Source organism: Oceaniglobus trochenteri (genome assembly GCF_020529025.1).
GTDB classification, from domain to species: Bacteria; Pseudomonadota; Alphaproteobacteria; order Rhodobacterales; family Rhodobacteraceae; genus Oceaniglobus; species Oceaniglobus trochenteri.
Genome location: NZ_JACNMM010000004.1, coordinates 374552 through 392225, shown reverse-complemented (window position 1 = coordinate 392225; position 17674 = coordinate 374552). Strand labels below are relative to the sequence as shown.

20 protein-coding genes are annotated in these 17674 nt (G+C 66.6%); 12 read left to right on the top strand and 8 right to left on the bottom strand.

The genetic code is table 11. The features are described from left to right. The first annotated feature begins 24 nt into the window (after positions 1-24). The 9 genes from H7828_RS09335 (at position 25) to H7828_RS09295 (ending at position 6326) form a co-directional block, all read left to right on the top strand. Positions 25-450 carry an ester cyclase gene (locus H7828_RS09335; RefSeq protein ID WP_226780746.1) on the top strand — a complete coding sequence of 142 codons (426 nt, stop codon included), beginning with the start codon at positions 25-27 and terminating at the stop codon, positions 448-450. 82 nt (positions 451-532) lie between these two features. Next, a complete protein-coding gene (gene chrA, locus H7828_RS09330) occupies positions 533-1789 on the top strand; it encodes a chromate efflux transporter (RefSeq protein WP_226780745.1) in 1257 nt (418 codons plus the stop codon). Positions 1790-1865: 76 nt separating this feature from the next. Next, positions 1866-2330, top strand: coding sequence for an SspB family protein (locus H7828_RS09325; protein WP_226780744.1), 465 nt, complete (start codon positions 1866-1868; stop codon positions 2328-2330). Positions 2331-2357: 27 nt separating this feature from the next. Further along, positions 2358-2927 carry a class I SAM-dependent methyltransferase gene (locus H7828_RS09320; RefSeq protein ID WP_226780743.1) on the top strand — a complete coding sequence of 190 codons (570 nt, stop codon included), beginning with the start codon at positions 2358-2360 and terminating at the stop codon, positions 2925-2927. 81 nt (positions 2928-3008) lie between these two features. Then, positions 3009-4400 (top strand): class II fumarate hydratase, encoded by a 1392-nt coding sequence (gene fumC / locus H7828_RS09315; protein WP_226780742.1) that lies wholly within the window; start codon positions 3009-3011, stop codon positions 4398-4400. After that, positions 4397-4585, top strand: a complete 189-nt coding sequence (locus H7828_RS09310) for a DUF4169 family protein (protein ID WP_226780741.1) — start codon at positions 4397-4399, stop codon at positions 4583-4585. Before fumC ends, H7828_RS09310 begins: the two co-directional genes overlap by 4 nt. Next, positions 4582-4812, top strand: coding sequence for a ribbon-helix-helix domain-containing protein (locus H7828_RS09305; RefSeq protein ID WP_226780740.1), 231 nt, complete (start codon positions 4582-4584; stop codon positions 4810-4812). The genes H7828_RS09310 and H7828_RS09305 overlap by 4 nt, the downstream gene beginning before the upstream one ends. Positions 4813-4963: 151 nt before the next feature. Next, positions 4964-5680 (top strand): RlmE family RNA methyltransferase, encoded by a 717-nt coding sequence (locus tag H7828_RS09300; protein WP_226780739.1) that lies wholly within the window; start codon positions 4964-4966, stop codon positions 5678-5680. Between the two features lie 178 nt (positions 5681-5858). Next, positions 5859-6326 (top strand): hypothetical protein, encoded by a 468-nt coding sequence (locus H7828_RS09295; protein WP_226780738.1) that lies wholly within the window; start codon positions 5859-5861, stop codon positions 6324-6326. Positions 6327-6407: 81 nt separating this feature from the next. Here the strand turns inward: H7828_RS09295 and pgi are convergent, their stop codons facing one another. The 3 genes from pgi to zwf form a co-directional block, all read right to left on the bottom strand. Then, complete coding sequence (gene pgi / locus H7828_RS09290; RefSeq protein ID WP_226780737.1) at positions 6408-8018, bottom strand: glucose-6-phosphate isomerase; 1611 nt, start codon at positions 8016-8018, stop codon at positions 6408-6410. Continuing rightward, complete coding sequence (pgl, locus tag H7828_RS09285) at positions 8015-8686, bottom strand: 6-phosphogluconolactonase (RefSeq protein ID WP_226780736.1); 672 nt, start codon at positions 8684-8686, stop codon at positions 8015-8017. Before pgl ends, pgi begins: the two co-directional genes overlap by 4 nt. 62 nt (positions 8687-8748) lie before the next feature. Further along, the gene (gene zwf / locus H7828_RS09280) at positions 8749-10200 is read right to left on the bottom strand and encodes a glucose-6-phosphate dehydrogenase (RefSeq protein WP_226780735.1); all 1452 of its coding nucleotides are present in this window, start codon (positions 10198-10200) and stop codon (positions 8749-8751) included. Between the two features lie 211 nt (positions 10201-10411). Between zwf and H7828_RS09275 the strand changes: the two genes are divergently transcribed. Continuing rightward, positions 10412-11362 (top strand): radical SAM protein, encoded by a 951-nt coding sequence (locus H7828_RS09275; protein WP_226780734.1) that lies wholly within the window; start codon positions 10412-10414, stop codon positions 11360-11362. 97 nt (positions 11363-11459) lie between these two features. On the opposite strand, the gene H7828_RS09270 is transcribed toward H7828_RS09275, so the two are convergent. The 5 genes from H7828_RS09270 to H7828_RS09250 all read right to left on the bottom strand — a co-directional run bounded on the left by H7828_RS09270 (position 11460) and on the right by H7828_RS09250 (position 15360). After that, complete coding sequence (locus H7828_RS09270) at positions 11460-12044, bottom strand: HNH endonuclease (protein WP_226780733.1); 585 nt, start codon at positions 12042-12044, stop codon at positions 11460-11462. Positions 12045-12276: 232 nt separating this feature from the next. Next, entirely contained in the window at positions 12277-12951 is a 675-nt protein-coding gene (locus H7828_RS09265) for an alpha/beta hydrolase (RefSeq protein WP_226780732.1), read from the bottom strand. Further along, a complete protein-coding gene (locus H7828_RS09260) occupies positions 12948-13580 on the bottom strand; it encodes a DNA-3-methyladenine glycosylase family protein (RefSeq protein ID WP_226780731.1) in 633 nt (210 codons plus the stop codon). Before H7828_RS09260 ends, H7828_RS09265 begins: the two co-directional genes overlap by 4 nt. Beyond that, positions 13577-14317: a cobalt-precorrin-6A reductase gene (locus H7828_RS09255; RefSeq protein WP_342592292.1), complete on the bottom strand. Its 741-nt coding sequence runs from the start codon at positions 14315-14317 to the stop codon at positions 13577-13579. Before H7828_RS09255 ends, H7828_RS09260 begins: the two co-directional genes overlap by 4 nt. Then, positions 14314-15360 carry a cobalt-precorrin-5B (C(1))-methyltransferase gene (locus H7828_RS09250; RefSeq protein WP_226780730.1) on the bottom strand — a complete coding sequence of 349 codons (1047 nt, stop codon included), beginning with the start codon at positions 15358-15360 and terminating at the stop codon, positions 14314-14316. Before H7828_RS09250 ends, H7828_RS09255 begins: the two co-directional genes overlap by 4 nt. A 95-nt stretch (positions 15361-15455) precedes the next feature. Between H7828_RS09250 and cobA the strand changes: the two genes are divergently transcribed. Together cobA and H7828_RS09240 are read left to right on the top strand one after the other, a co-directional pair. Further along, on the top strand, positions 15456-16307 hold the full coding sequence (gene cobA, locus H7828_RS09245; RefSeq protein ID WP_226780729.1) for a uroporphyrinogen-III C-methyltransferase: 852 nt from the start codon (positions 15456-15458) through the stop codon (positions 16305-16307). Between the two features lie 75 nt (positions 16308-16382). Continuing rightward, positions 16383-17657: a cobyrinic acid a,c-diamide synthase CobB gene (locus H7828_RS09240; protein ID WP_226780728.1), complete on the top strand. Its 1275-nt coding sequence runs from the start codon at positions 16383-16385 to the stop codon at positions 17655-17657. Positions 17658-17674 lie beyond the last annotated feature (17 nt).

Sequence of the window (17674 nt, the reverse complement as noted above, 5' to 3'; positions counted from 1 at the left end):
ATCACAGTTGTGAAAGGCCGCGCGATGACCAATGCCCAGATCCTGAACGATTTCCTGCACCGTGTCTGGATCCGGGGGGACATGGACGTGGTGGATGACATCTTTGCCCCCGATGTCGAAGCCGCCGGTCTGATGCCCGACATGAAACTGACGCCGGAAGACTTCAAGACGATGGTGCTGGCCATGCTGAACATGGTCACGATCCGCGAATTCACCGTCGTGATGGCCCTCTCCGACGGCGATTGGGTGACCGCCATGATCCGCATCCGCGCGCAATCGCAGATCAACACCGCCATGGTCGACACCACAGCCCAGACCACCGCAAGGTTCGAAGGCGGAAAGATTGTCGAAGCCTACAACCACTTCGATTTTCTGGCCCTGTTCCAACAGTTGGAGCTGATCCCGCCGGATGCCATGGTCGTCTGCCTTTCGGGGGAATCGCTGTCATGAATTGCGGCCGGGCGCCCCTTGCCCTTCCCGGCGTTCTGGCCAAGGCTGCGGCCCGAACCAGCCGCCCGGAAGGACCGCCCCGATGCCGCCCAGCTTTTGTGAACTTGTCCGCGTCTTCGGGCGGATCGGCCTGCTGTCCTTCGGCGGCCCGGCGGCGCAGATCGCCCTGATGCACCGCGAGTTGGTGGACCGTCGCCCATGGCTGGACGAACGCAGCTTTCTCAACGCGCTGTCCTTCTGCATGCTGCTGCCCGGCCCCGAGGCGACGCAGCTGGCCACCTATGCAGGTTGGCGATTGCGCGGCACCTGGGGCGGTGTGCTGGCGGGCGTTCTGTTCGTGCTGCCGGGGGCGCTGGTCATCTTCGGGCTGGCGGCGGGCTATGCGCTTTGGGGGGACCTGCCGCTGATCATGGCGCTGTTCCTCGGCGTCAAGGCAACCGTCGTGATCGTGGTGGTCGAGGCGCTGATCCGCGTCGCGCGCCGGGCGCTGGTGGGCCATGCCGGCTGGATCATCGCCGCGCTGTCCTTCGTCGCGATCTTCGCGCTGCGCCTGCCCTTCCCCCTGATCATCGCGCTGGCGGGGGCCTGGGGCGCCTGGCGGGCCAAAACCGCGCTGGCGCCCGGCGATGATCCGCCCCTGCGCCCCCGCACCCTTCGCACGGTGGCGATATGGCTGGCCATCTGGGCCGCGCCCGTTGCCCTGCTTGCCGCCACCGATCAGGCCCTTTTGCTTGAAATCGCCGGGCTCTTTTCGAAACTTGCCGTCGTCACCTTCGGCGGCGCCTATGCCGTTCTGGCCTACATGACGCAAGAGGTGGTGGCACAGCGGGGCTGGCTGAGCACCGAGCAGATGATGGATGCCCTCGGCCTGGCCGAAACCACGCCCGGCCCGCTCATTCTCGTGACACAGTTCGTGGCCTTCATGGCGGGCTTTGCCGCCGATGGAATCGCCCTTGGCATTCTCGCCGGTGCGGTGGCGCTTTGGGTCACCTTCGTGCCCTGTTTTCTGTGGATCTTTGCAGGCGCCCCCTATCTTGACTGGATCGCCACACGCCCCCGGCTGACCGGGGCCCTTGGCGCCATCACCGCCGCGGTTGTCGGGGTGATCCTGAACCTTTCGGTCTGGTTTGCCGCCCATGTCTTTTTCGACTCGGTGGGCACCGCAACCCTTGGCCCGCTGCGCGTCATCCTGCCCGATCCGCTCAGCATGAACCTGGCGGCCGTGGTGCTGGCGCTTTGTGCCGGGGCGCTTCTGCTGTGGCGGCACTGGCCCCTGCCTGCGGTGCTGGGCACGATGGCGCTGGCGGGCGCGGCGATCCCGGCGCTTGGCTGGGCCTGACGCGAAAAGCGCCGTCGCGGTCTTTTCATCACCTCGGAATCAACTATGGTGAAAGCTACCAAAACGGGGGCCGTTGATGTCGCGCACGATCGACTATGGAAACCTGATGCACCGCGCCATGCGGGGCCTGATTCAGGAGGTGTTGAATGATGTTTCCCGGCATGGCCTGCCGGGCGATCACCATTTTTTCATAACGTTCGACACGATGCATCCCGACGTCGAGATCGCCGATTGGCTTTCGGATCGTTACCCCGATGAAATGACCGTGGTGATGCAGCACTGGTATGACGGGCTGGACGTCACCGACGAAGGCTTTTCCGTCACGCTGAACTTTGGCGAAAACCCCGAACCGCTGTATATTCCCTATGACGCGATCCGCACCTTCGTGGACCCCTCGGTGGAATTCGGCCTGCGCTTCGAAACCCAGACCCGCGATGACGACGAGGCCGAGGATGACGAGGCCGACATCGAAGACGAGGATGACGCCGCCGAAAAGTCGGCGGGCGAAGTTGTCAGCCTCGACAGCTTTCGCAAACACTAGAAAACACAGCGGGCGGACAACGGGCCAGTGATCGAGCAAACCTCAGAACGGGCCATTTTCCGCCGTCGCCTGCTAAGCAACCCCCGCCAGATCTCGGCCATAGCGCCCTCGTCGCGCCATCTGGGGGCGGCCATGGCCTCGGGGTTCGGCCCCACCAGCGGCCGGGTTGTCGAATTCGGGCCGGGCACCGGCAGCATATCCCGCGCCCTGCTGCGGGCCGGCCTGCCGCCAAGCCACCTGACCCTGTTCGAGCTTGACCCCGAACTTGCCACCTACCTGCAAACCGCCCTGCCCCCCGGCGTGACGATCCACAACGCCCCGGCGCAGACCGCTGCCGAAACCCCCGATCTTCACGATGTTGATGGCGTCGTGTCGGGCCTGCCGCTCTTGTCGATTCCCGAATCCATCGTCCATGATCTGGTCAGCGCCGCCTTCCGCATCCTTGCGCCCGGCGCGCCCTTCGTGCAGTTCACCTATGGCCCCCGCGTGCCCCTGCCTGCGGAAACCATCGCCAAGCTTGGCCTGCGGGTTGAACGGGGCGAACGGGTTTTGCGCAACCTGCCCCCGGCGCGAATCTATCGTTTTCGCCGCTGCTAGCGCCACCGGCGCGCGCCGAAGAATTGCCTTTCGCCCGCGCGGCGCCTAGAACCCGACCAATCCCTTTTGCCGGAGACTGCAATGACCAATACCCGCACCGAAACCGACAGTTTTGGCCCCCTCGAGGTGCCCGCCGACAAATACTGGGGCGCCCAGACCCAACGGTCGATCCTGAATTTCCCCATCGGTTGGGAGAAACAGCCCGTCGCGATCGTGCGCGCCCTCGGGGTCATCAAGCAGGCCTGCGCCATGGCCAACAAGGCCGCCGGGGCGCTGGACGCCGACAAGGCCGATGCGATCATCACCGCCGCTTCCGAGGTTGTTGCCGGCAAGCTCGACGACAATTTCCCGCTGGTGGTCTGGCAGACCGGCAGCGGCACCCAAAGCAACATGAACGCCAACGAGGTGATCGCAAACCGCGCCATCGAAATTCTGGGCGGCGTGATCGGCAGCAAGGACCCGGTGCACCCGAACGATCACTGCAACATGGGCCAGTCGTCCAACGACACCTTCCCCACCGCCATGCACATCGCCGTGGCCACCACCGCCCGCGATGTCACCCTGCCGGGGCTTGAGAAACTGCACGCCGCGCTTCAGGCCAAGGTTCAGGAGTTCGACGGCATCATCAAGATCGGCCGCACCCATACCATGGATGCCACGCCGCTGACCCTGGCGCAGGAGTTTTCCGGCTATACCCACCAGGTCGCCATGGCGATCAAGCGGGTAAAGGCCGCCCTGCCCCATATTCACGAGCTGGCCCAGGGTGGCACCGCCGTCGGCACCGGGCTGAACACCCGCAAGGGATGGGATGTCGAGGTCGCTGCCAACATGGCCGAGATCACCGGCATTCCCTTCGTCACCGCCCCCAACAAGTTCGAGGCGCTGGCCGCCCATGACGCGCTGGTGGAAATGTCGGGCGCACTGAAAACCGTCGCGGCCTCCCTGTTCAAGATCGCCAACGACATCCGGCTTCTGGGCTCGGGCCCCCGTTGCGGGCTGGGCGAACTGATGCTGCCGGAGAACGAACCGGGCAGCTCGATCATGCCGGGCAAGGTGAACCCCACCCAGTGCGAGGCGCTGACCCAGGTTTGCGCCCATGTCTTCGGCAATGACGCCGCCGTGGGCTTTGCCGGATCGCAAGGTCACTTCGAACTGAACGTCTACAAGCCGATGATGGCCTATAACGTGCTGCAAAGCATGCAGCTTCTGGGCGATGCGGCGGCGGCCTTCACCGACAATTGCGTCGTCGGGATCAGGGCCAACACCGACAACATCACCCGGATCATGAACGAATCGCTGATGCTGGTCACGGCCCTGGCCCCCACCATCGGCTATGACAATGCCACCACCGTCGCCAAGACGGCGCACAAGAACGGCACGACCCTGAAGGAAGAGGCGATCAACCTCGGCTTCGTCGATGCCGAAACCTTCGACAAGGTGGTGCGCCCCGAAAAGATGATCGGTCCGAAATGACCTCGGGGTCGGGGCCGATCAACCTGAACCGCGCCCGCAAGGAAAAGGCCCGCGACGAAAAGCGGGCCAAGGCCGACGCGAACGCGGCAAGCTTCGGGCGCAGCAAGGCCGAGAAGATCCTCGAGGCCACCCGCAACGCCCGGGCGGCCCGCACCCTTGACCAGCACCGGCTGGACGAGGAATGAACGACCGCCCGCGCAAACATTCGCTTACCCTGCGCGGGCATCGCACCTCGGTCTCGCTCGAGGATGATTTCTGGCAGGGCTTCCGCGCCCTTGCCGCAGCACAGAAACGCCCGATCAACGATCTTGCGGCCGAAATAGACGCCACCCGCGACCCCGAAACCGGGCTGGCCACGGCGATTCGGCTTCACGTCTACCGGGCGGTGCGGGACGGGCGCGGCGGAATTTGAGTATTTTGGGCAAGAAAGAAACAGGGCGGGCGCCTGGAATTTCTCGCTGCACGCGCAGGCCCGCCGAAATCACCCGACGGCTGCCCCGCAGTCGGCCATGGCCCCGCCTGCGGCCACGCGTTATAAGAGCGCCGTAAAGAGGGACCGAACCATGGCCAAGACACCCGGCAAGAAGAACAACTCGGGACGCGGACAGCGTGACCTGACCATCAAGGTCAAATCCGCACGGGGGCGCAAGCTGTCTTCGACGCTGTGGTTGCAGCGCCAGTTGAACGATCCCTACGTGAAGAAGGCCCAGGCCATGGGCTATCGCGGGCGGGCGGCCTTCAAGATCCTTGAACTGGATGACAGGTATCGCTTCCTTGTGCCTGGCGCGCGGGTGGTCGATCTGGGCTGCGCGCCCGGGGGCTGGTGCCAGGTGGCGGCGCGCCGGGTCAACGCGCTTGGCGACAAGCCGGGCAAGGCGGTGGGCCGGATCGTGGCCATCGACCTTCAGGAGGTCGAGCCGATCGCGGGCTGCGACATCCACGTTCTCGATTTCCTGGAAGAGGGCGCCGACGAGAAGGTGAAGGGTTGGCTTGACGGGCCGGCCGACGTGGTAATGTCGGACATGGCCGCTTCAAGCTCGGGGCACAAGCAGACCGACCACCTGCGCATCATGGCCCTTTGCGAGGCGGCGGCGCATTTCGCTTTCGACGTGCTGGACCCGGGCGGCACCTTCGTGGCCAAGGTTCTGGCCGGCGGCGCCGAGGGCGATCTGCAGCACCTTCTCAAGCAGAAGTTCACCAAGGTCGCCAATGTGAAACCCCCTGCGTCTCGGTCCGACAGTTCCGAGAAATTCGTCGTGGCGACGGGGTTCCGGGGATAGAGCGGGCGCGACGCCCTTTTCCCAACCTTTGAAACCGGCCTTTCCCCGCCTCGCCCACCCGGGCGGGGTGAAAAAATCTCTGCGCGGCCGATAATCCGCGACGGAACCCTGGCGCTGCCGCGTTTACGGCATGCAAACCAACGGGCCGGATGCCCAAGCCAGAGGAAAGACCAAGACCATGAAACCGAACGCCTATTTCGCCGCCCTCGTCGCCGTCGCCACGTCTGTCGCCGCCCTGCCCGCCCTCGCACAGAGCTATTCCGCAGGCCACGTGCAACTGTCGCAAAGTGTCGGCGTCGCCCCCGGCACCCTGACCGATGGTCAGTTGATCCTGCTGAACCAGGCGCTGAGCGAGGGCGGGGCAACCGGGCGCGCGAATGCCGAACACATTCTGAAATCCGCCGGTATTGGACGCATCTCGACCTCGGGCCAGGGCGCCGGGGATCAGGGCCGTGCCATCCTTCTTGAACAGGCACGGCAAGAAAACGACGCTTTCCTGATCCGTCAGCTTTCAACGGCGGCTGATGACACCACTGCCAGCGACCGCGGTGCGGTGACACCCGGCAAGGCGCAACTTGCCGCATCGCTGGGCGTGAACGCGGCAGATTACACCACTGCCGAACTGGTCCTGCTCAGCACCCGCTAAGTGGGCAGGCCACGGCTGGCGGGCAGGCAAGACGCCCTCTCTTTCTTGCTGAAAATACTCTCGCCGAAGGCGTCCTGCCCGTCAGCCCGCGTGCCGCTGGATATAGCTCACCAGTCCCAGCGTCGATTCGTCCTTGCCTGCGCCGTCGTCCTTGCCGCTGACCACCGGTTCAAGCGCCAGCGCCAGCTCCTTGCCCAGTTCGACACCCCATTGATCATAGGAGTTGATGCCAAGAAGGACGCCTTCGACAAACACCCGGTGTTCGTAAAGCGCGATGATCTGGCCCAAAACGAAGGGCGTCAGCTTGGGATAGGCCAGCGTGGTCGAGGGGCGGTTGCCCGGGAAGACGCGGTGACGGGCCTGGCGCTCCAACTCGTCGCCGGAAAAGCCTTTTTTCTCCATCAGCGCGCGTGCCTCGTCCAGGGTGCGCCCGCGCAGCAGTGCTTCGGACTGGGCCAGACAATTGGCGATCAGCAGGCTGTGCTGGTGCGCCAGGTCCGGCTCGAACCCCTCGGCGCCCACCATGAATTCGCAAGGTACGACCCGCGTTCCCTGGTGAATCAGTTGATAGAAGGCGTGCTGGCCATTGGTGCCGGGTTCGCCCCAGACCACCGGTCCGGTATCGACCGGCACGGTGCTGCCATCCATCTGCACCGACTTGCCGTTGCTCTCCATCTCGAGTTGCTGAAGATAGGCTGGCAGGCGCAGCAGCCGCTGTTCATAGGGCAGAACGGCGCGGGTGGCATAGCCGCAGCCCTGGTTGTGCCAGATTCCCACCAGGGCCAGCATCACCGGCATGTTCTCAAGCGGCGCGGCGGCGCGGAAATGCTGGTCCATCGCCTCGGCACCCGCCAGGAAGGCGCGGAAGGCCTCGCGGCCCACGGCCAGCATCAGCGGCAGGCCGATCGGCCCCCAGATGGAGTAGCGCCCGCCGACCCAATCCTCGAACCCGAACACCCGTTCCGGCGCAATGCCGAAATCGGCGGTCTTGTCGGCGGCTGTCGACAGCGCGGCGAACTGCGCGCCCGGATCGGTGACCCTCTCGCCCATCCAGGCCTTGGCTGTTGCGGCATTGGTCATGGTTTCGATGGTGGTAAAGGTCTTGGACGCGATGATCACCAGGGTGGTTTCGGGGTTCAGCGGGCGCAGGGTGTCGGCGATATGGGCGCCATCGACATTGCTGACGTAATGCACCCGCGGCCCGTCGTGATAGGGCGACAGCGCCAGCGTGGCCATGACCGGCCCCAGGTCGGACCCGCCGATGCCGATGTTCACCACATCGGTGATGGCCCCGCCCTGCCCCGTGAAGGTGCCGCTACGCACGGCCTCGGCGAAATCGCCCATCCGCTTCAGCGTGTCCAGAACACCCGGCATCACGTCTTCGCCCCCAACCGTCACCGGCGTGCCGGTCAGGTTGCGCAGGGCCGTGTGCAGTACCGCGCGCCCCTCGGTGTCGTTGATCGCTTCGCCCGAAAACATCGCATCGCGCTTTTCCGCCAGCCCGGCCGCGTCGCAGAACGACACCAGCAGATCGCGGGTGTCACCGTCGATATTGGTCTTGGAATAGTCGAACAGAAGGTCCCCGGCCGAGACCGAGAATTCCGCTGCCCTGTCGCCCTGGAACAGGGAAAGGATCTTGCGCTCGCCAACCTTTTCGGCGGCCTCGGTCAGTTTGCTCCAGTCGATCATCATTCAGCCCAGTGTATGGTTGCTTCGCCCAGGACGGCCGCAATCGGCGCCTCGGCGGGGGAAAGGTGGCGGGCGCGGTCAAGTGCCTCGCGCTTCTCGGTGCCGGTGATCACCACGTGGGTCGACAGCGCGCCGCGCAGCACCGGTGCGGTCAGGGTGACGCGCGGTTCGGGGGCGCCCGGCGCGCGCATGGCCATCAGGGGCGGCGCATCGCTGTTCAGCGCATCGTCCAACTGATCGGCCCCGGGAAACAGCGAGGCGGTGTGCATGTCGGCCCCCATGCCCAAGAGCAGCACCGACAGCGGCAGGACCGAGACGATCTTCTCGCTCAGCATGTCCAGCCGGTCTTCGGGCGTCGGCGCCTCGTCGTACAGCGGCACATAGGTGGCCGCCGCCGCCTTGTCGATCAGCAGGCGCTGGCGCAACAGCCGGGTGTTCGACCTGTCCGAGCTTTCGGGCACCCAGCGTTCGTCGGTCAGCATGACATGCACGCGATCCCAGTGCAGATCGGCCCCGCACAGCGTATCGAAGACCGGCCCGGGCGTGGTTCCGCCCGGCACCGCCAGCGACGCGGTATCGTGCGTCAGCAGGCAATTGTTCAGCTCGCTGGCGATCCGGTCGGCCAGCTGCATCATCATCATTTCGCGGTCGGCGTATTCTTTCAGGTCCATGCCTGGCCCCCCTTTCGGTTTCGCGCCCAAGGTATCGTGCCGCGCGGGCTGCCGAAAGCCCCTTAGTCCCGGATGTCGCGCCAGCGGCGGCCTTCTCGGTGCATCAGCATCTGCGCATCCTCCGGCCCGGACGAGCCGGGGTCATAGGTTTTCGGGGCCTCGCCACGCCCCTCCCAGCCTTCGATGATCGGGTCGGTCCAGGCCCAGGCGGCCTCAACCTCGTCACCGCGCATGAACAGGGTCTGGTTGCCGCGGATCACGTCCATGATCAGCCGCTCATAGGCTTCGGGCGCTTCCTCGGCATCCGGGCCCAGGGCATCGGCAAAGGTCATGTCCAGCGGCACGTCGATCAGGCGCATGCCGCCCGGGCCGGGTTCCTTGATGGTCACGCCCAGGGTCATCCCCTCGTTGGGTTGCAGGCGGATGGTCAGGATGTTGCGGTGTCGCCCGGCCTCTTCTCCGAAGATCGAATGGGGCGCGTCCTTGAACACCACGGCGATCTCGCTCGTGCGGGCCTTCAGCCGCTTGCCCGTGCGCAGGTAGAAGGGCGTGCCCGCCCACCGCCAGTTCGACACGTTGATCTTCATGGCGATGAAGCTTTCCGTCAGGCTGCGCGCGTTTTCCGCATCTTCGCGGTACGACACGGTATCGCCATCGCCATCGTATTGCCCGCGCACGATGTGGTGCGGCATCACCGGATCAAGCGCGCGGATCACCTTCAGCTTTTCGTCCCGCACGCTGTCGGGGGAGAAGCGGCTGGGCGGCTCCATGGCGATCAGGCACAGAAGCTGCATCAGGTGGTTCTGCACCATGTCCCGCATGGCGCCCGACTTGTCGTAATAGGCGCCCCGCCCGCCCACGCCCACGGTTTCGGCCACGGTGATCTGGATGTGGTCCACGTATTGGCTGTTCCACAAGGGTTCGAACAGCACGTTACCGAAACGGACCGCCATAAGGTTCTGCACCGTCTCCTTGCCCAGGTAATGGTCGATCCGGTAAATCTGGGTTTCGTCGAAATGCTGCGCCAGGGTGGCATTCAGCGCCTTGGCCGACCCAAGGTCGCGGCCAAAGGGTTTTTCCACCACGATGCGGGTGTTGTTGTCGGCCAGGCCATGCTTGTGCAGACGCTCGGCCAGGTCGCCGAACAGGCTGGGCGCGACGGAAAAGTAATAGGCGTGGATCACGTCGTCGCGCACCAGGTCGGCCAGCTGCGCCCAGCCGCCCTCGCCCTTGGCGTCGATGCTGACGAAATGCAGCCGTTCCAGGAATTGCGACAAGGCGGCATCGTCGCGGTCCTCGGTCACAAACTCCTCGACCGCGGCGCGCACGAAATCGCGGTATTCCGCATCGCTGGGCTCGGACCGCGAGGCACCGATCACCCGTGCCGTCTCGGGCATCTGGCCGGCCATGTAGCGGCGGAACAGCCCCGGCAGGATCTTGCGGCGGGCCAGGTCGCCGGTGCCGCCAAAGATGACCAGATCGAACGGATCGACCGGAATTACGCGTGAGACCATGATACCCTCGTCTGCTTGCGGCCCGTGGGCCGGTCTTGTCGGATCAGCGCCGGATGTTAGCGCTAACCAGCCCTCGTCGCCTCTTATCGCCCGTCACGGCGCAAGTCCAGTGTCGCGATTGACCTTCACTTCTGTGTCAAACATGCCCGGCGGGGTTTCGGCCCGCCGCGCAAGCCGTTACCACATCTGACAAAACATGCGGAGCCTTGCAATGAAAGACCAGTCCAACACGCTTGATCCGGCCAAGTTTCGCGATCCCCGCGTAACCGCCAAGGGCGAGCAGCGCGCGACGGTCGCCCTTGGCGATCCGCAGACGCTCTGGTTCAACACCGGCACCCTGTGCAACATCGAATGCGTGAACTGCTATATCGAAAGTTCCCCCACCAACGACGCGCTGGTCTATATCACGGCCGCCGAAGTCGAGGAGTATCTCGATCAGCTGGACCAACGCCAATGGAACGTGCGCGAAATCGCCTTCACCGGGGGCGAGCCCTTCATGAACCCCGAGATGATCGACATGACCCGCGCCGCCCTGGCCCGTGGGTATGAGGTGCTGATCCTCACCAATGCCATGCGCCCGATGATGCGCAAGAGCGTGCGCGCCGGGCTCGAGGGCCTGCAGGCCGAATATCCCGGCAAGCTGACCCTGCGCATTTCGGTCGATCACTGGTCGCAGGACATGCACGATACCGAACGCGGCAAGGGCGCCTTCGCCAGAACGGTCGAGGGGATGGAATGGCTGCGCGATGCGGGCATTCCCATGGCGGTGGCCGGGCGCACGGTCTGGGGCGAAACCGAGGCCGACTCGCGCGCCGGCTACGCCGCCCTCTATGCCCGCCACGGGTTCGACATCGACGCCAACGATCCGGGGGCAACGGTGCTGTTCCCCGAAATGGACGACCGCGCCGACGTGCCCGAGATCACGACCGCCTGCTGGGGCATTCTCGACGTGTCGCCCACCTCGGTCATGTGCGCCAGCTCGCGCATGGTGGTCAAACGGCGCGGCGCCGCGAAACCCGCGGTGCTGGCCTGCACCCTCCTGCCCTATGCGCCCGAATTCGAATTGGGCGAAACCCTGGAGCAGGCCGAACGCGACGTAGCCCTGAACCACCCCCACTGCGCGAAATTCTGCGTGCTGGGCGGGGCAAGCTGCTCGGGCTGACTGCGGGACGGCGGGTGGGGCGTCGTGCCGAAGGCACGCGCGTCACCCGGCCGCGCCAAAGGCACGCGCGAACCTTCCAACCGGACCCCTCGCCTCCCTAGGCCTCCAGTTCCGCATCCCAGTACAGGAAATCGACCCAGCTGTCGTGCAGGTGGTTGGGCGGGAAGCGGCGGCCGACGTTCTTCAGCTCTTCCGCCCCCGGCTGACGGGCCGGTTTCAGCAGGTTCATGCCCGACTGGCGCAGGCTCTTGCTGCCCTTCTTCAGGTTGCAGCGCGAACAGGCCGCCACCACGTTTTCCCAGCTGGTCACCCCGCCCCGGGCCCGCGGGATGACGTGATCGAAGGTCAGATCGCCCTTGGCGCCGCAGTACTGGCAGCAGAATTCATCGCGCAGGAACAGGTTGAACCGGGTGAAGGCCACCCGCTTTTGCGGTTTGACATAATCCTTCAGCACCACGACCGAGGGTATCCGGATCTGCGTGGTGGGCGATCTTACGATCTGGTCGTATTCCGCCAGAATCTCGACCCGGTCCAGGAATGCGGCCTTCACCGCCTCCTGCCAGGGCCAGAGCGACAGCGGATAATAGGAAAGCGGCCGGTAATCCGCGTTCAGCACCAGCGCAGGGCAATGCCTCAGATTGCTGGGTTCGCGTACGAAAGTGGTTCGAAAATCGCCGTCCATCGGTGCGTTTTCTCCTCGCCCGGGGGCGGCGGAGACCTGTCAGAGGGCCCACGCTCCGCCCCGGTTATGATCGGACTATAAGCCGCGCTGACCAAGGGGCAAGCACAACATTTCCTGTCCTCGGGGGCGAAGATGGCAGGCGGATGCAACAGGATGATGACGCCCCCGCAAATGGCAACGGATAAGAACCGCACCCGCAGGGGCCAATCGCGGGCGGCGGGAACCGCGCGGATCAGCCGGTCTGTTCCATCCCCAGCCGTTCGCGCATGAAGGCCAGAGCAACCGAAAGGCCGTCGGGTGCGATCCCGTGGCCCGTGCCCTTCATGATGTGGGCATAGACATCGATCCCGGCCTCCTGCAGGGCCTCGGCGGCGGCCGGCAGGCTTTCGGGCGGCACCACCTCGTCGGCGTCCCCGTGAATCAGCAGGACGGGCATTTTCGACACCACCTCGTCGGCCAGGGTTTCGGGCTGCACCAGGCGGCCGGAGAAACCGACGACACCCGCCAGTTCCTCGCGACGACGCGGCGCCACGTGCAGTGCCATCATCGTGCCCTGGGAAAAGCCCACAACGATCATCCGGTCGGCGCTCAGCCCCTCATCGGCCAGCACGGAATCAAGCCAGGCGTTCAGATCGTCCACCGAGGCGCGCATCCCGGCCTCGGCTTCCTCTTCGCTGGACCCGTCCATCCAGGGGATCGGAAACCACTGGAACCCCATCGGGTTGCCGGGGCACCGCTCGGGGGCGTCGGGGGCCAGGAAGGCCACGCCGGGCATATGCGGACCCAGCGGATCTGCCAGCCCCAGAAGATCGGCGCCATCGGCCCCGTATCCGTGCAGCAGCACCACAACTGCCGTCGCCTCGCCCTTGGGCGCGCCGGCCCGCTTGCTGTCCAATGCCCGTGTCATCCGATGCCCTCTCGTGTCTTGATATGGGCGTAGTACGCCCAAAGCCCCCGCGCCGCAACGCCGCGCCAGGGCGCCCAGGGCTCGGCCAGGGCGCGCAGCCGCGCTTCGTCGGGGCGGGCGGGCAGATCGAACAGCACCCGCGCGCCCTCCTGCACCGCCAGATCGCCTGCCGCAATGACATCGGCCCGCCCCAGGGCGAAGGCGGCGTAGATGTCCGCCGTCCAGCGCCCGATGCCCAGCAGTGCCGTCAGCCGCGCGATCACCTCGTCGTCGGGCAGATCCGCCAGCACGTCGAAATCGAAGTCGCTGTCGGCCAGCGCCTTGGCATAGCGCACCTTGGGCCGCGAAAGGCCGCAGGCGCGCAGATCGTCGTCGCTGGCGGCGGCAACGGCGGCGCGGTCATCCAGCCCCGCCGCCTGCGTTTTCGCCCAAAGCGCGGCCGCCGAGGCAACGCTCACCTGCTGGCCGACGATGGCGAACAGCAGCGTGGCAAAGCCACCCGCCCGGCGTCGCAGGGGCCAGGGCCCGGTCAGCGCCAGAACCTCGGCAAAGCGCGGCTCGACCCGGATCAGCCATGCCGCGCCCTCGGCCATGTCGTCGGGCGTGTCCAGGATGCGCCCGACGCTCATGTCACCAGGGCCCGCGCCCAATCCAGTGCCTGCGCCACGGTTTCAACCCTCGCGCCGCCCGGTTGCGGGGGGCGGCGGATCATCCCCACCGGCAGCCCCAGTTCCCGCGCCGCATCCAGTTTCGACCGGCTGGCATCGCCGCCGGCGTTCTTCACGATCAGCCAGTCGATCTTCAGCTCCCGGAACAGCGCCACCTCGTCCTGTACCGAAAACGGCGGCCGCCCCACAAGGAACCGCCCGTTGGCAAAGGGGAACGGAGCCTCGGGCGGGTCGATCTGCCGGCAGGTCAGATCGCAGCGTGACAGATTGGCGAAACGCTCCAGCGTCTGGCGCCCGGTGGCCAGAAAGACGCGGGCGCCATGGGGAACATGCTCGGCGGCCTCTTCCTCGCGCGCCAGATCGACCCAGCAATCGCCCGGCTGCGCCACCCAGGGCGGGCGCAAGACCTGCAGACAGGGCAGGCCATGGGCGGCGCAAACCTCATGCGTGCGATGCGAGATGGCATCGGCAAAGGGATGGGTCGCATCCAGAACCGCGCCGATCCCTTCACGCTCCAGAAATCCGACAAAGCCCGCGCGCCCGCCAAAACCGCCGATCCGCGTGTCCACCCCCATGGGGCGCGGCGCCCTTGTGGCCCCCGCCAGCGACGCGATCACCTTCAACCCCGGCGCATCGCGCAGCCCCTCGGCAATGCGGCGCGCATCCGTGGTGCCCGCCAGCAACAGCAGCCGCATCATTGCGCCACCGCCAGGATCGCGCCCGCCCGGTCGCAGACCACGACATCGACTGCGATATCGGTCTTCGCCACCATCTGGCGCAACTCGCGCAAAGCCTCCTGCGCGATCACCTCTGCCAGGGGCGGGCCGACCATGCCATAGGCCTCCAGCACTGTCCGCGCGCCCGCCACATCCGCCACACCGCAGGACAGCGCCAGCCGGTCGAAATCCACCTGGTTGCGGGCCGAATGCAGATCGCGCGCGCCCTGCCCCAGCTTGGCCATCTTCGCCATGCCCCCGCCCACCGTCAGGCGCGGCACCGGATGGCGGCAGAGGTATTTCACCAGCCCGCCGACGAAATCGCCCATGTCCAGCATCCCGAAATCAGGCAGGCCGAACCGCGCCTGCACCGCGCGTTCGGATTGCGCGCCGGTGGTCCCCGCCACATGGTCCAGACCCTCGGCGCGGGCCACGTCGATGCCCCGGTGGATGCTGGCAATCCAGGCGGCGCAGGAAAAGGGCCGCACGACGCCGGTGGTGCCCAGCACCGAAAGCCCGCCGACAATGCCAAGCCGGGGGTTCCAGGTGCGCCCGGCAATCTCGGCCCCGCCCGGGATCGACAGCGTGATCTCGACATCCGGCGCCTCTCCATGTTCGGCGGCCAGGGCCTCGACCTCGGCGATCATCATCTGGCGCGGCACGGGGTTGATGGCGGCTTCGCCCACCGCCACCGGCAGGCCCGGGCGCGTCACGGTGCCCACGCCCACGCCGGCGCGAAACACCACGCCCCCGCCCGAAGGCGCCACCCGCGCGATCACGAGGCAGCCGTGGGTCACGTCCGGATCGTCGCCCGCGTCCTTCACCACCCCCGCCTCGGCCCAGCCCGCGCCGGTCTCGCGATGCGCCAGCTCCCATTCCGGCACCTCGCCGCGCGGCAGGATCAGCGACACCCTCGCCGGAAAGGCCCCGCCCCACAGCCGCATCAACGCCGCCTTGACGGCAGCGGTGGCACAGGCGCCCGTGGTCCAGCCACGGCGCAACTCTCGGGTCTGGGGGCCTATCATGGCGCCACCATAGGCCCGGGCGACAGCGGCGCCAACGGCAAGATTTCGGTCGCAACCGGGCTTTGCCCCGGCGCCGTTCCGCGCCATAACGGGGCATGAGCGATTCATCCCCCCTTCCGCCCCTCGACTGGCCGGTGATGCAGCCCGGCTGGGTCTGGCTGTGCGGCGCCGGGCCGGGCGATCCGGGTCTTCTGACACTGCACGCCCTGAACGCGCTGCGACAGGCCGATGTCGTGGTATATGACGCCCTGGTGGAACCGGCGATCCTCGACTGGGCGCCCGGGGCCGAACATGTCTATGCCGGCAAGCGTGGCGGCAAACCCTCGGCCAGGCAGCGCGACATCTCGCTGCAACTGGTCGATCTCGCCCGCAACGGCAAGCGGGTGCTGCGCCTGAAGGGGGGCGATCCCTTCGTCTTCGGGCGCGGCGGGGAAGAGGCGCAGACCCTCGTGCAACACGACATCCCGGTGCGCATCATCCCGGGCATCTCGGCCGGGATCGGCGGGCTGGCCTATGCCGGCATCCCCGTCACCCACCGCGACGTGAACCAATCCGTCACCTTCGTCACCGGCCACGATCAATCGGGCAACACGCCCGGATCGCTGGACTGGCAGGCGATCTCGCGCGGCAGCCAGGTGATCGTGATCTACATGGGCATGAAGCATATCGCCCAGATCACCGCCGCCCTGCTGGCGGCCGGGCGTCCGGCGGATGAACCCGTGGCCGTCGTCACCACCGCCACCCTGCCAACCCAGCAGGTGCTGGAAACCACACTTGCCACCTGCGTCGACGACATTGCCGAGGCAAGGCTCGAACCACCCGCCGTGATCTGTGTCGGCCGCTCGGTCCTGATGCGCCAGACGCTCGACTGGCAGGGCCAGGCACGGGGCGAACCGCCGCGCAACCTCGATCCGCTGGGCCGCGGCCGCCCCGCCGAATCCGCCTGAGCGCACCCCCTCTTTCTTGCCCAAAATACTCCCGCCGGAGGCTCCCGAAATCACCCCTCGCGCCACGCCCAGACAATGAGCACCGGACTGATCATCGCCGCGCCCCATTCGGGCAGCGGCAAGACCACCCTCACCCTTGGCCTGCTGCGGGCGCTTTCGCGCATGGGCCATGGGGTGCGTGGGGCGAAATCCGGGCCCGATTACATCGATCCGCACTTTCACGAAGCCGCCTGCGGGGCGCCCTGCCGCAATCTCGACGCCTGGGCGATGACCCCCGACCGCATCCGCAGCCTCGCGCAGGGCGATGGCACCCTCATTGTCGAAGGCGCCATGGGCCTGTTCGACGGCGCTCCGCCCGAAGGGCGCGGCGCCACGGCCGACCTGGCCCGCATCCTTGGGCTGCCGGTGGTGCTGGTGGTGGATGCCGGGCGGATGGCCCAGTCGATCGCGCCACTGGTGGCGGGATTTGCGGGCCATGACCCGGCGGTGCGCATCGCGGGCGTGATCCTGAACAATGTCGGGTCCGACCGCCACGAAGGTATGCTGCGCAAGGCCCTGGCCCCGCTGGCAATTCCGGTGCTGGGTGCGGCGGCGCGCAGCGCGGCGCTGTCGCGCCCCTCGCGCCATCTTGGGCTGGTGCAGGCGGGGGAACAGCCCGATCTCGAATCCTTCCTCGAAAGCGCCGCCGATGCCGTCGCGGCTGCGGTCGATCTGGCCACCATCGTGGCGCTGGCGGCCCCTCTGGCGCCCGTCGCGGCCGCACCCGGCCTGCCGCCCCCCGCTCAGAAAATCGCCGTCGCCCGCGACGCCGCTTTCGCCTTTTCCTATCCGCACATGCTTGACGACTGGCGCCGCGCGGGGGCCGAGATTCTGCCCTTTTCTCCCCTGGCCGACGATCCGGTGCCGCCCTGCGATCTGGTGTTCCTGCCCGGCGGCTACCCCGAGCTTCACGCCGGCCGCCTGGCCGGCAACAACATCTTCATGCAAAGCCTTAAAGATGCCACAGAAAATACTGATATATATGGAGAATGTGGCGGTTACATGGTCCTGGGCGACAGGCTCACCGATGGTGAGGGGCGACACCACGCCATGGCCGGGCTGCTGCGGCTGGAAACCAGTTTTGCAAGGCGGCAGCTTCACCTGGGATATCGCAGCCTTATCGCGGGCCGCGGTCCCTTTTGCGGCGCATGGGCGGGGCATGAGTTTCACTATGCCACCACCCTGCGCGCCGAGGGCGATCCGTTGTTCAAGGCGGAAGATGCCGAGGGCACGGCCCTGCCCGACATGGGCCTGCGCCTTGGCCGGGTCTGTGGCAGCTTCGCACATCTGATCGACCGCCCTCTTCCCTAATGCGCGCGCCGGGCGTA